General features: G+C 37.6%; 15 protein-coding genes and 2 pseudogenes. 5 read left to right on the top strand and 12 right to left on the bottom strand.

Going from position 1 to position 12946, the window contains the following annotated elements; genetic code table 11:
* The first annotated feature begins 64 nt into the window (after positions 1-64).
* The gene (locus tag HAP68_RS02475) at positions 65-1261 is read left to right on the top strand and encodes a diaminopropionate ammonia-lyase (RefSeq protein ID WP_024084928.1); all 1197 of its coding nucleotides are present in this window, start codon (positions 65-67) and stop codon (positions 1259-1261) included.
* A 105-nt stretch (positions 1262-1366) separates the two neighbouring features.
* On the opposite strand, the gene HAP68_RS02470 is transcribed toward HAP68_RS02475, so the two are convergent.
* Positions 1367-1843 (bottom strand): DinB family protein, encoded by a 477-nt coding sequence (locus HAP68_RS02470; protein ID WP_024084927.1) that lies wholly within the window; start codon positions 1841-1843, stop codon positions 1367-1369.
* A 203-nt stretch (positions 1844-2046) separates the two neighbouring features.
* Between HAP68_RS02470 and cotR the strand changes: the two genes are divergently transcribed.
* The 3 genes from cotR to HAP68_RS02455 all read left to right on the top strand — a co-directional run bounded on the left by cotR (position 2047) and on the right by HAP68_RS02455 (position 4140).
* Positions 2047-3015 (top strand): sporulation hydrolase CotR, encoded by a 969-nt coding sequence (gene cotR, locus HAP68_RS02465; protein ID WP_024084926.1) that lies wholly within the window; start codon positions 2047-2049, stop codon positions 3013-3015.
* A gap of 251 nt (positions 3016-3266) precedes the next feature.
* The gene (locus tag HAP68_RS02460; protein ID WP_014304415.1) at positions 3267-3584 is read left to right on the top strand and encodes a PadR family transcriptional regulator; all 318 of its coding nucleotides are present in this window, start codon (positions 3267-3269) and stop codon (positions 3582-3584) included.
* Positions 3571-4140, top strand: a complete 570-nt coding sequence (locus HAP68_RS02455) for a DUF2812 domain-containing protein (RefSeq protein ID WP_024084925.1) — start codon at positions 3571-3573, stop codon at positions 4138-4140. The genes HAP68_RS02460 and HAP68_RS02455 overlap by 14 nt, the downstream gene beginning before the upstream one ends.
* Positions 4141-4246: 106 nt before the next feature.
* Here the strand turns inward: HAP68_RS02455 and HAP68_RS02450 are convergent, their stop codons facing one another.
* The 9 genes and pseudogenes from HAP68_RS02450 to HAP68_RS02415 all read right to left on the bottom strand — a co-directional run bounded on the left by HAP68_RS02450 (position 4247) and on the right by HAP68_RS02415 (position 9766).
* Positions 4247-4927: an aspartate/glutamate racemase family protein gene (locus HAP68_RS02450; RefSeq protein ID WP_024084924.1), complete on the bottom strand. Its 681-nt coding sequence runs from the start codon at positions 4925-4927 to the stop codon at positions 4247-4249.
* Positions 4928-5062: 135 nt separating this feature from the next.
* Complete coding sequence (locus tag HAP68_RS19620; protein ID WP_254900088.1) at positions 5063-5188, bottom strand: hypothetical protein; 126 nt, start codon at positions 5186-5188, stop codon at positions 5063-5065.
* A gap of 390 nt (positions 5189-5578) precedes the next feature.
* A complete protein-coding gene (locus HAP68_RS02445; RefSeq protein WP_024084923.1) occupies positions 5579-6355 on the bottom strand; it encodes a sulfite exporter TauE/SafE family protein in 777 nt (258 codons plus the stop codon).
* Between the two features lie 59 nt (positions 6356-6414).
* Positions 6415-6642, bottom strand: a complete 228-nt coding sequence (locus HAP68_RS02440) for a sulfurtransferase TusA family protein (RefSeq protein ID WP_003156135.1) — start codon at positions 6640-6642, stop codon at positions 6415-6417.
* A gap of 33 nt (positions 6643-6675) precedes the next feature.
* Positions 6676-7783: pseudogene (locus tag HAP68_RS02435) on the bottom strand (MBL fold metallo-hydrolase); the annotation flags it as partial.
* Positions 7784-7805: 22 nt separating this feature from the next.
* Entirely contained in the window at positions 7806-8372 is a 567-nt protein-coding gene (locus tag HAP68_RS02430; RefSeq protein WP_024084921.1) for a sulfurtransferase TusA family protein, read from the bottom strand.
* Between the two features lie 69 nt (positions 8373-8441).
* Positions 8442-8810 (bottom strand): annotated as a pseudogene (locus tag HAP68_RS02425) (rhodanese-like domain-containing protein).
* Positions 8811-8855: 45 nt separating this feature from the next.
* Entirely contained in the window at positions 8856-9338 is a 483-nt protein-coding gene (locus HAP68_RS02420; RefSeq protein ID WP_003156140.1) for a DsrE/DsrF/DrsH-like family protein, read from the bottom strand.
* A 167-nt stretch (positions 9339-9505) separates the two neighbouring features.
* Positions 9506-9766 carry a metal-sensitive transcriptional regulator gene (locus tag HAP68_RS02415; RefSeq protein WP_003156141.1) on the bottom strand — a complete coding sequence of 87 codons (261 nt, stop codon included), beginning with the start codon at positions 9764-9766 and terminating at the stop codon, positions 9506-9508.
* Between the two features lie 602 nt (positions 9767-10368).
* On the opposite strand from HAP68_RS02415, the gene HAP68_RS02410 reads away from it, so the two are divergent.
* The gene (locus HAP68_RS02410) at positions 10369-10830 is read left to right on the top strand and encodes a CarD family transcriptional regulator (RefSeq protein ID WP_024084920.1); all 462 of its coding nucleotides are present in this window, start codon (positions 10369-10371) and stop codon (positions 10828-10830) included.
* Positions 10831-11430: 600 nt separating this feature from the next.
* Here the strand turns inward: HAP68_RS02410 and cspC are convergent.
* Both cspC and HAP68_RS02400 read right to left on the bottom strand, forming a co-directional pair.
* Entirely contained in the window at positions 11431-11634 is a 204-nt protein-coding gene (gene cspC / locus HAP68_RS02405; protein ID WP_003156143.1) for a cold shock protein CspC, read from the bottom strand.
* Between the two features lie 556 nt (positions 11635-12190).
* Positions 12191-12829 carry an NAD(P)-dependent oxidoreductase gene (locus tag HAP68_RS02400; RefSeq protein ID WP_024084919.1) on the bottom strand — a complete coding sequence of 213 codons (639 nt, stop codon included), beginning with the start codon at positions 12827-12829 and terminating at the stop codon, positions 12191-12193.
* Positions 12830-12946 lie beyond the last annotated feature (117 nt).

The following is a 12946-nucleotide window of genomic DNA, read 5'->3' as shown; positions in this document are numbered from 1 at the left end:
GAGTTGCTTTACATTCCGATCCATGTATAATGTGATATATCACATATTGGAAGGGTGAAGAAATTTGTTTGCGAATATTGATTGGGTTTCGAATCATTTCAGATCTGATACGTTACCTCAGGAATCTTCCTATTTCTCTGCAGAGGAAACAAAAAAAGCGCTTCATTTTCATTCCGGCATTCCCGGCTATCAAGCAACACCGCTTCACTCGTTAAGAGGTCTCGCACAATATCTCGGCATAAACAGTCTTTATGTCAAAGATGAATCTAAACGGTTTAGCCTTAATGCTTTTAAAAGCTTGGGTGCTTCATATGCGATTGCTTCTTACTATTGTGAAAAATTTAGAATCGACCTTAATTCCATTCATTTTAACGAATTGGTTGAATTTGTAAAAAGCGCTCCTTCTGCTACATTTGCTACAGCTACCGACGGTAATCACGGAAAGGGACTGGCATGGGCGGCTTCTCTTTTTGGACAGAGAGCAAAGGTATATATGCCGAAAGGTTCTTCTCCCGCGAGATTGGAAGCCATTAAACATTTAGGTGCTGATGCGTACATTACAGATTTAAATTATGATGACACTGTTCAAATGGCGGCAGATTTATCTGAGAAACATCATTGGATTTTAGTTCAGGATACGGCTTGGGAAGGATACCAGCAAATTCCTCTCTCTATCATGCAAGGATATACAACAATTATGGCAGAAATATACAAACAAAATGAAGATTTCTTCAATACAATCAGTCATGTTATCCTTCAGGCTGGAGTGGGATCTTTCGCTGCTTCAATGGCAGCTTCCCTATTAAATGTAAAAAGCGGGAATAAGCCCATAATCTCCATAGTTGAACCCGAAAGCGCAAATTGTCTGTACCAGTCAGCCCAAAGCGCCTCTGGATCACCTGTCCGAGTATACGGTGATCTTTCTACAATGATGGCTGGGCTTGCCTGCGGCGAACCCAACCCATTCGGTTGGAACATTTTGAGAACAAGCAGTGATTATTTCTTTTCCTGTAATGACAAGATAAGCGCATTGGGGATGAGAATATTGGGTAATCCTATTGATTCGGATCCAAAGATTATTTCTGGTGAGTCAGGTTCCGTACCATTAGGTTTGCTGCATGAGTTAAGTAGAAATACTTCAATGGAACAGATAAAGAAGAAATTAGAATTAGATCAGTCATCTAATGTGTTAATCATTAATACAGAAGGTGATACTGATCCGGAAAATTATCGGAAAGCGGTTTGGGGAACAGATCATTAAAACAACGGCAACATGTTTGTTTTAACAATTTATAAAAAGCCTTAACTTTGGGTGAAGTTAAGGCTTCCGTTATTTCCCCTTCCCGTGTAAAACTCAATCATTTAACTAGTCCCAAATTAAAGGCCTGTCAACCTCAGCAGTTCTGAGGTAGTCTAAAAGCTGACCCGTATGTACAGACTCATGGTAAGCGATTCTTAATAACATGTCTCCCAGTTCGCGAATATATCCAACATCAGACCTGTCAATCTTTATATTTGTTAAATCTGTTTCGCTTAACGATTTGATGAATGTCAAAAACGCGGCCCGATACGGTTTTGCAAATTCTAATTCTTCGCTTACTGTGGTAAACGTTTTTGATTCATAAGGATTAATAGTTTCCTCTGAAAACTCACTCATATTTTTCATTAAAATTTGATGATAAAGAAATTCCGCTTCTAATACATGTCTTATCATTTCCTTGCACGACATGGCTTCGGAATCCGGGCGCCAGTCCATTTTTTCCTCAGGTACAGCTGTCCATAACTTGATGCTTCGCCGTCTTACCTCTTCAAAATGTAAAACAATAAGGTCAATTGTATTCAAGTATTTTCCCCCTTTTATTTTTAAATAATAATTCTCCTTCTTCCCGGAAAAAACCTCTTCAAATAAAAAACATATCCTTTCCCGACTCGCCGGATTGATAATCAAACTATTTTTAAGATAAGGAGATATTCATTCATCCATACAATAGACTCTGGCTGAACATATACTGAATGATAGTTTTCATCAGAAAGGAGAAATCAGCTTTGGCAAAATATCGGATCATGACCTTTGACGGGGGCGGTACCTTAGGTGCTTTAAGTTTACAACTATTGAACAGACTGGCTGAAGAAAATCCGGCATTAATAAGCCGAACCCATGTATTTGCGGGAAATTCAATCGGTTCATTTACTGCCCTGGCATTAGCAAGCGGAAGATCTCCGAAGGAAACACTTCAGTATTTTGAGGATGAAATCCTGCCCGCATTCAGCACTTCCCGGCCGGGCGGACCTGTTTTTAATCAGCAATTACCCTATTCCGGTTTTATTAAAGCGGTACGAAACTTTTTCCCGCCAGGCCTTCGTCTTAAAGATGTAAGAAAACGAATTGTTGTCCCTTCATTCAAATTATACTCCCCGGCACTGGATCGTTGGACGCCCGTATTATTTCACAACTTTCCCGGCTCTCCCTATTTAAATGAGAAAGTGAGTGATGTCATACTGCGGAGCAGCGGTGCTCCCGCGACACAGCGCGCCTATCAAAACTACGTGGACGGATATGTAGTGGCAACGAACCCCAGTACGGCCAGTATCGCGTTTGCGGTTGGTAAAGCCAACGTGCCATTGGATCAAATTGCGGCGCTATCCATCGGTACAGGTGAAGCCCCGACTCGGTTAAGAAGAGATACGAGGGGATGGGGAATGGTAAGTGCGGATAACATACGTCCCGAAAATCTGAAGAACCTTCCTCCAAATTGGGGAGTCCTTTTGGACAGGTCGCCTAATGAACCTTTACTGCCATTTCTTCAGATGATCTCCGGCGGAAATGGCTACTATGAATCCATGGTCAGCGCGAATCTGCTGGGAGATCGCTATTTCCGGTTAGATCCGCGGATTCCTAACTTCTCCAAAACAGACCCTTCCGTGGTTCCCGCTGTCATTGAAATTGCAAACAAAACCAACTTACAGCCTGCGAATACATTTATAGAGAAAAACTGGAACGACAGCGCTAAATAAGCAAGAAGTTTACATCATCATACAATGAACAAAAAATACCAAGGGACTCAAACCCTTGGTATTTTTAATGCGTTCAATCGGGCCAGTTATTGAATAGAACTGCCCCAGAAGTCGCTTCCCATTACGTAAAGAAAGCGACTTTTTAGATTTGATTTTCAAGTTCCTTTTACAAATTTTGAAAAGGCCATTGACTATTCAGTTGTACTGTATTAAGTTTAACTATATAGTCGAACTGAATAGAGGATGAGGATATGAAACATAAATTATTACCGCTGTCTGAAACCATGCATTATATTTTATTAGCTCTCCGTGAGCCGCTTCATGGCTATGCCGCCATGCAGAAGATCGAAAAGATGAGTAACGGAACTGTTATTTTAGCAGCCGGCACATTATACGGCGCGATTGAAAATTTGAATAAGCATGGCTGGATTGAGCCTGTTGGAGAATCAGGCCGGAGAAAAGTCTATAAGATAACTGCGGAAGGAAGCGCCATTTTGAAGATGGAACAAAACAGGTTACTGCATATTTTATCCCTGCACGAAGGAAGTGAATCGAATGAAGAAATTTAAGATGTTTTTTGATATTGAAAAAGAGGAGCAATGGCTGAACGAGCAACTACAAAAAGGCTATCGCTGTACAAATATCAGCGGATTAGGAATATACACTTTCGAAAAAACCGACAAAAAATATGTGATGAGACTGGATTATCAAGATTATTTATCAAAGAAAAAATTTAAAGAGTACAAAGAGATCTATGAAGACTTCGGCTGGGTTTATATAAACAGCCCATGGCTTAGCGGAACTCGGTATTGGCAAAAAGAAAATGATGATCAAAATGAAATCTTTTCGGATCGCCAATCAAAGAGTAATTATTATAAAAGACTAATGGGGTTTTCATCTTGTTTTGGTTTACTGTGCTTGTTTTATTCTTATTTGATTTACAAGGATTCGGGTTTATATTTAACTGAAGGTCTGTGGAGTATGGAAAGCGCAATGTTTTGGAAAGCATTTTTATTTGAAACTCCATTTGCCCTGTTGAGGTCGCTTCCCGCCCTTATGGCTGTTCTATTTGGCTGCAGTTTCTATAAAACGTATCGAAAGTATTCAATGTTAAAAGAACAATAACGCGGGGAAGTTACATTCAAAGAAGTAATTGAGGATCATGCATCTGCCGAAGCCGGGCGCTTTAAAGGAAAAAAAGCGCCCTGAATTTGCTGATAAATCAGATGACTTATTTTGTTAATGATACATACTTATTTACAATGGCTTGAGCGAGACAGGCTGATGAATCAACAATAGTAAGTCTGCTTCTTTTTTGGTCCGTGACCATATTTAAATCCGTACATGCAATGATAACCGTATCAGCCTTTTCTGCTAAGTCATGGTGTAATTCATCATATAATGTACCAGCCTCATCGATTTGACCTTGTTTAATTTTTTCTATTATTTGATCGACATAGATTTGCCAACTATCTTGATGTAAAAAATCATAACCTTCTCTGTTTAACGCTTCTTGAAATATTCCGGATTGAACCGTAGGAACGGTGGCTAAAAGAGCTGCTTTTTTTGAGCCTTTAGGTATTTTTTTTATGGTTTCATCAATCATGTTCAGTAAAGGGACTGAAATCGATTTTTTTATTTGATTAAAATAGAGATGTGCGGTATTACATGGGATGGCAATAAAATCAACACCCGTTTTTTCAAGCTTTACAGCACCCTTAATAATTGCATTTTCCATGTCCGTATGATTGAGAGGTTTATTCATGTAGAAAGGTGTCGGACAGGAATAAATCATCATATGTGGAAAATCCATGTCATGTATTGCTCCATATATTTTTTGGCACTCATCTACGACTTTATCTACAAATGGCCCAGTAGATTTTGGCCCCATTCCTGCCAGTATTCCAATCATAATTGTCCTCCTCTGTAAAAATGTGTACGAATACGATCACGATGAGTTGTTCTTGTGTTTCTCATCTGAATCTGCTCTCATTTCTTTTCTGGCTTTCTTCTCCTATTTTATCATTTCATTAATTGAAAAAGGGCTTTAAAAAAGATAGCTGGAAACCAGACGACTTGCTTTAAGTAACGGCGCAGCCGCAAACAAAAAAATACCAAAAGTGTCAGAACCCTTGGTATCATTTAATGCGGCTGAGAGGACTTGAACCTCCATGGGTTATTCACCCGCTGGGCCATCAATAATTGTGTTTTCTATTACAAAACCTTTATATATTAGTGTGTGTTTATATTGATCATGTTATTTTACAAAGATTTATTCATATTGTGGAGTAAAAATGGAGTCGTTTTTTTCATCACCAGAAAGTTACATGACATGTCTTGGGTGCCATGTTTGTTAAAATCACCATCTTCGTTTTAAAACGTACAGGTTTATAGTGTTCCAAAACGCTGTCCTAAATGCAAAAAAATACTGGACGCAACTAAGTCAAATGTTTTTCACGGTACTATAGTCAAGACTTGCCCAAGTCACCATTATCAAAAAGAATTAATAAGAAACCAACGGGTGATGAATCTTTTAATCTTTCATTTTACCCGCTGACTCATATCAAAGGAGCTTTAACCAAATTTTAATAGCTGTCGCACTTATTAATAACGCTAAAATCCATTGCAGGAATTTTGTATTTGCTTTTTGCCCAACTGATGCGCCAATAGGAGAAGCAATCAAAGTGGCAATCATAAGAACCAGAGCCGGTGTAAAAAGAACCTGGCCCGTGATTACTTTTCCAACTGTTGCGCCAATAGATGAAAGAAATGTAATCGCAAGAGATGAAGCGACTGTGATTCTAACAGGGATATTTAAAATCGATAACATAATGGGAACCAGGATAAAGGCGCCGCCAGCTCCTAAAATACCTGATACGCCGCCAATGAGAAACGCTAGGGACGAAGCCAACCATTTATTAAATATCACTTCTTCGTCTTCGCTATGTTCTTGTCCTTTTTTAGGTATAAACATTAAAATAACTGCTAGTATAGCCAGAATTCCGTATATAAAGTTAATTCCTTTTTCAGATATATAATGAGAAAAGTAACTCCCCAATACACTCCCTAAAAGGATGCTGCTTCCCATGTACATAATTAATGCTTTATTTAAAAAACCACTTTTACGATAAGCCCAAACACCCCCAAGTGTCGCAAAGAAAACTTGAATAGCCCCTATCCCTGAAACTTCATGGGCAGTTAATGACATCACTCCCACTAAAGAAGGAATGTATAATAGCATTGGATAATTAATAACTGATCCGCCAATACCCATCATTCCGGAAATAAAGGCACCAATAAACCCTATAATGAAAAGAGTTGTGATAAAAGCAATATCCATTTGGGTTCCTCCTTTCAAAGAAAAAGGGCATCTTTGTATTCGATACCCTTTCACATTCATTAGCCTTTTTTAATCCAGAATTTTAATACATCGCCTTCATCAGTTTGCTCTAAAAGATCATGCCCGCCTGATTTAGACCAAGCTGCAAGATCATTTTTAGCTCCCTTATCTGTTGCATGCACTTCTAATATTTGACCTGATTCCAGTTCATTCATCGCTTTCTTTGTTCTGACGATTGGCATTGGGCATGCCAGGCCTTTTGCGTCTAATACTTTATCTGATTTCATGTTCATCTCTCCTCTTTTTAATAGAAACTTGAGTTACCGTATTGCACAGCGGTTTGGACCAATCTCCATTTCACGCTGTTTTTCTTCATCTGGGCTGATTATCCCCATGTTTGTTTCTCGAATCTCTTGGTATGCATTTGGCTGCGGAGGCAAATGATCTGTTACTAAGTGTCTAAATTCTGTTTCATCCGCAATGTTCAAACCATGGTTCTCGCTAAATAATGTACTTAGTTTTTTACCAACACTTCCATCCTTATTTAGCTCGTCAATGATCATAAAGTGTGCCGGTAATACAATTAAATCCTGTGACAACGCGTTGTAACGGCTATAAAGCGTTGTTCTTAAATCTCCTGCCCAATCTTCTGCCATACCGGCTAAGTCTGGTCTGCCAATTGAATCAATAAACAAGATATCACCTGAAAGAAGATACTGATCATCGACAATGAAAGAAGTGGAACCAATCGTGTGCCCCGGAGAATAAATCGGTTGAATTTTAATCTTTGTATTTCCGATGGTCATGTCGTTTCCTTCTTCCAACGGCTGATAATCGAATACCGCTTCTTCAGCATCTTTAGGCGGTAACCAGTAGGCTGCTTTTGTTTTTTCAGCAATGACTCTGCCGCCTGAAATATGGTCCGCGTGAAGATGTGTATCAAATACGTGAGTAATCGTCGCACTCTTCTCCTTCGCAAAATCCATAAAGAAATCTACCATACGCGTCGCATCAATAATCGCCGCTTCACCATTGGAAATGACCATGTATGATAGGCAGCCTTTACCGATTCGAACAAACTGATACATCTCACCGCCATCTTTTAAATCCCCGACTTTTACCGGCTCTAAATGTTCGCTCCATGCTTTCATTCCGCCCTTAAGATAGGATACAGAATGACCTGCTTCAGAAAGCATTTCGGATACCATGACAGATGAACCTTCTTTTGCACAAACGACCAGCACATCTTTATCAGAAGGAATTTTCTCCAAGATATCTTCTACGCCATCTAAAAGATCGAAATACGGTACATTTAAATGGTCAAAATCATGTCCTTCAATCTTCCAATCGCTAAAGTCATTTTCATTACGTACATCCAAAATAAATAAAGGTTCTTTGTGAAAGATTTTTTGTGTGACTTCTTTTGCGGTAAGTGCTTGCACGGTCATGTTTACATACCTCCTTTTTCTGTTTTACCTGTCCAGTCCCGCATACCGGGAATAACATTAATAACTTTTTTAAAACCTTGTTTTTTCATGGTGTGAGCTGCCATTTCACTTCTTCTTCCTGAATGGCAAATAATATAAATTTCATCATTTTTGTTTAATTCGTTAAAGCGCTTTTCCACTTCGCCAAGAGGGATATGCACCGCTCCGGGGATATGGGCTTCTTCATACTCCTCTATCTCTCGTACATCTAAAATGTGAAGAGACTCATCACGATCCACTTTCTGTGTGAAAGCTTCTAATGAAATCTCAGGAATGGAAGATGCATTTTCTGATGAATGCTCTCCTCCTTTTCGAAGAAAGTGACGAAGGACTTCTCCCTCTGTTTCAGTACCTAAATATTCATGGCCTGAGCTTTTTGCCCATGCTTGCAGATCTGCCGCTGATCCTTTATCTGTTGCTTGAATTTCTAATATGTCACCAGCTTTTAATTCTTTTATTTTCTTCTTTGTTTTTACGATAGGCATTGGGCATGACAAGCCTTTAGCGTCTAATACAATATTTGCTTTCACGGTTTTTTTCCTCCTTTTCTTATATAGGGGCGGGGGTATAAAAATATGCAAAAAGTTATTCCCTGGATGTTAATACCATGTATTCATACCGCCTTTTATATTTGTGATATTTTTAAACCCGTGTTTCTTCAATATTTTACTTGCCTTTACACTTCTCATTCCGCTTTGGCAGATCACAAAGACGTCTTTGTCTTTCGAAAGTTGATGAGTTTGACGAGGCAAGATAGACAAAGGAATTTTTTTAAATCCTTTAATATGCCTTGTACAGAACTCATAAGAAGTTCACACATCTATAAACTGTTTGTCTTTGTTTTCCGCCTCCGATTTTAAATCAGCAGTTGTTATTTGTTTAACACCATGCAATGGGAAAAAACGTCGAAATACGATCCAAAGTAAAAATAAAATGAGTAAAGTATTGAACATTACTCCGCTATTCATAGTGTTATATCCCCCCTTCACTTATTCAATTTGCAATGGATCACATTAGATAAATAAGTTGACATTGCCTTCTTCCGCATCTGCCAAATAAGCAGCTACACCAGCATAGTCGATATCATCTAATAGTTCTTTTTCCTGTAAACCAAGAAGATCCATTGTCATTGTACAAGCTACGAGCTTTACACCTTGTTCTTGAGCCATCTCAATCAACTGAGGCAACGTAAGTGCATTATGCTTTTTCATCACATTTTTAATCATTTTAGGGCCCATACCTGCAAAGTTCATTTTAGATAAACCCATCTTATCGGCACCGCGAGGCATCATCTTTCCAAACATTTTTTCAAGAAATCCTTTTTTCACTGGAATCAGCTCTTCTTTACGTAAAGCGTTTAATCCCCAAAAAGTATGGAAGATCGTCACTTCATGATCGTAGGCAGCAGCACCATTTGCAATAATATAGGCTGCCATTGCTTTATCATATTCCCCGCTAAATAAAACAATTGTTGTGCGTTTTGTTTGTTTTGTCATGTTTATTCTCCTGACCAATCACTATTACCCCTGGGGGTATATTGAAATTAAAAATTTTTTCGAAAGATCTCCTATTATTCAATTCAACATATTAAATACCGGTAGGGGTATATTATAATGAATATAAAAATTCGTCAACCTTAAAGATGATAGGTTGATGAATTTTTTTATCGGCTCTTTACCAATAAGTCGACCGCTTCTTTTACTAAGTGTTGTGTGTCTTCTCCCTTTTCTAAACTTTCACGAACACAATGTTCAAGGTTTGTGCTCACAATCAAACCCATTGCTCGATCGATCGCATTACGTGAAGCAGCTAATTGGGTCACAACCTCTCTGCAATCTTTTCCTTGTTCCATCATGGTCAATACACCTTTTATCTGTCCTTCTATCCGGCGTAAGCGATTTTTAATCTTTTGATCATATTCCATGCGTTGAACTCCTTCTTTGAAATTTATATATTTGCATGTTATCCACTATCATTTCATACTACGCTTTATCACACTACATTATTAACTAAATAATGTTTGTGAATCAATATTATACCCTTACAGGTATACTGTCAATTTTCAAGACGGCATGAGAATGATTTTAAAGAGTTAATATTAGTATCCCCTGTTTTACGTTAAACCCAAAAGATTAATCACAAGAAGACCCCATATTTAATTCAACGTGCTCTTAATTGCATGATTGGTATCCTTGAGGAGAAGAAGACATCGAAAAAGTAAAAAAGTAAACAAACCAAGGATTCAATTGCTGTCATTGATGTCAAGCCATGAACTCCTAATGGATATTTAATAACTCCTTTTCAACGAAAAACTGATCTCTGTTAATTAGTCGAGATTCCAAAATATACCCCGACCAATTGATCTTCCCTTTTTTAGGAATCTCACAGGTTCCCTCTTGTTTTGATGTTGTTTTTTTGAAAAAAGTTATTGACACAAATAAACAATCATGTTATTATTAAAAATTTGATATCTCACTCTATATATGGTAACCTTAAGTTAAGTTCCCATATATGGAGGTGGATTATATGTTTCAAATTGGCGATAACATTGTTTATCCAATGCACGGAGCAGGTATAATTGAAGCCATAGAAGAAAAAGAATTCTTAGAGGAAAAACAACAGTATTATGTCATAAGAATGTCAATCAGTAATATGACAATTATGATTCCAACGCGTAAAATATTGAGTTCAAATATACGGCCAGTTACTGATATACGTGCATTAAAACACATTATACACATTTTTCAGCATGGAGAATCAGATAGGTTACTGCCGTGGAAGCAAAGGTATATAATAAACACGAACAAAATAAAAACGGGTGAAATACAAGAAGGCGCTGAAGTTGTACGTGATTTAATGCGTATGAAGAAAGAAAAAGCACTTAATTCAAGCGAAAAAAAAATGTTGGATAATGCATATGAATTTTTGATTAGTGAACTGGAAGTCATTAAAGGAATCACTGAAAAACAAATAAAAAGTTTCTGTTAAGGTTAATGACAGATAAGTTTTTCAGAGTATTACGATCAGACGTTCAACTTCTTCAACTTACTTTTTAAACATTAACCGCTTTTATTACTCCTCAATCTAATCTGTTATATTTTTTTCTTCAACGAACACTTGAATTCTCGATGAAATAGTCACTTGATTTTTGTAATCCTGATTCACCCTGGCACGGACAAGGAGCCGTAAGGATGGAAGAGAGGCAGGGCTTTCATTGTTTTAGGTCTAAGTGATTATTTCCGGAAGAAAAAACAACCACTCTCCCCTTTATCTTTCAGAATTTCTTACATCTCTTGCGACAGTGAATAGCAGTTGTTTATCTTATTTCATAAAAAAGATATGCGAATTGTAACAAAGAATAACATACCGTTACCTTGAGAACATAAAAACAAATCATTTATATATTCCACATATCGTCAATCCGGTATGTTATACTGTAAACAATCCTTTGAGGTTTTAAACCTTTTTCTTACCTTGTAGCATCTGTCCCTACTCGAACGTTGAGTAGGGTTTTTTATTCAGTATGATACAGAGAACATAAAAAAACAGGCCCTATATAAAGAGCCTGTTTGTATAAACGATTGAAGATTAAGCAGTTTTTTGAACGTTAGCAGCTTGAGCTCCACGAGCACCTTGCTCAACGTCAAACGTTACTTTTTGACCTTCGTCTAAAGATTTGAATCCGTCACTTTGGATTGCAGAAAAGTGTACGAATACATCGTCTCCATTTTCACGTTCGATAAATCCAAAACCTTTTTCTGCATTAAACCATTTAACTGTACCTTGTTCCATTTTTGTTGCCTCCTAGTGTATTACACATTGTATTACTATCCTTGCCCAAAGTATCATCAAGACGAAAAGTCGATATTCATACTATCCTTTACACGAACAAAAATAATTCTCCTTTATCATAGCACGAAACGGAAATAACTGCAAATTAATATCATGTTTCATTCAGGGTTTTATTTGTTAAACGTGCGGCAGGTTTTTTTGTGAGAACCTTCATTTGGAAATTAGAAGTTTTGACGGACCCCTTACCGTACTTAATAATAAATATCATGTTGATAGGTGTATTTTCCAAAAGCCCACTCACGAAAACGAGTGGGTTTACAAAAGCTCTAACTAACCCGCAAAGGTTTTAGTCAGAGCTATTTATTTTTTGATCCAACTCACTAAGCTCCTACTCTGTCATCAGCTCGATAATATTCATTGGAACGTGATAAATCCCCTTTTTCATAAAAATAATCAGCTACTCTGATTGCAAAGTTTTCAATGTCTCCGTACATTCTTAGGAGGAAGATACCATTAGCGATGACGCTAATGGCGCCCTTTGTTTCTACTCAGTAACTTATTCAGCTTCTCCCACAACTGTAAAGCGTTCATTTATATGTTTTGGATTTTCTATTTCATCCAATACTGCAATTGCATAGTCTGCATAGCTGATATAACTTTCGCCTTTCGAGTTCACAAGAAGATGATCTTTTCCTGACTGATAAAACCCAGTTCTTTTCCCGTCTGGGTCAAATACCGCTGAAGGACTGATAAATGTCCAGTTCATATCAGAAGTTTCCTTTAGCTCTTGCAAGTTACGACCTTGCCCTTTAGCTGTTGGAATAAAAATCTCCGGGAAATCAGGTGTATCCATTACACTGACAGCTTTATTTTCGTCTACATAAAGACTCCCTGCTCCGCCTACAATTACTGCTCTTGTACCTATTCCTTTTAATGCCCTAATTAATGCCCGGCCAGCATCTACATGTGCCTGTTCTTCTCCTAATGGAGCTCCGAAGGCATTAACTATTACATCTAACTTTTTTAGATCATCCGATGTCAGATCAATTATATTTTTTTCAATGATTGAAACCTTTTCCTCTTTAAGTTTTGCAGCATCTCTTACAATTGCAGTTACTTCATGTCCCCTGCTTACCGCTTCTTTCAAGATAAGACTTCCAGCTTTTCCGGTTGCACCAATGATTCCAATTTTCAATTTAAAGTCCCCCTAATCATTCAAAATTTTAAATGTAAGCAAATTGATTACATGTAATAATTTTAGTTACACCTTATTTATTTGTCAATACTTTTATCATCTTGTTAATTGAGCATA

Source organism: Bacillus sp. Bvel1 (genome assembly GCF_014872755.1).
Taxonomy (GTDB): domain Bacteria; phylum Bacillota; class Bacilli; order Bacillales; family Bacillaceae; genus Bacillus; species Bacillus velezensis.
Note: the sequence above shows the minus strand (reverse complement) of the source record. Positions and strands in the feature narration are given on the sequence as shown.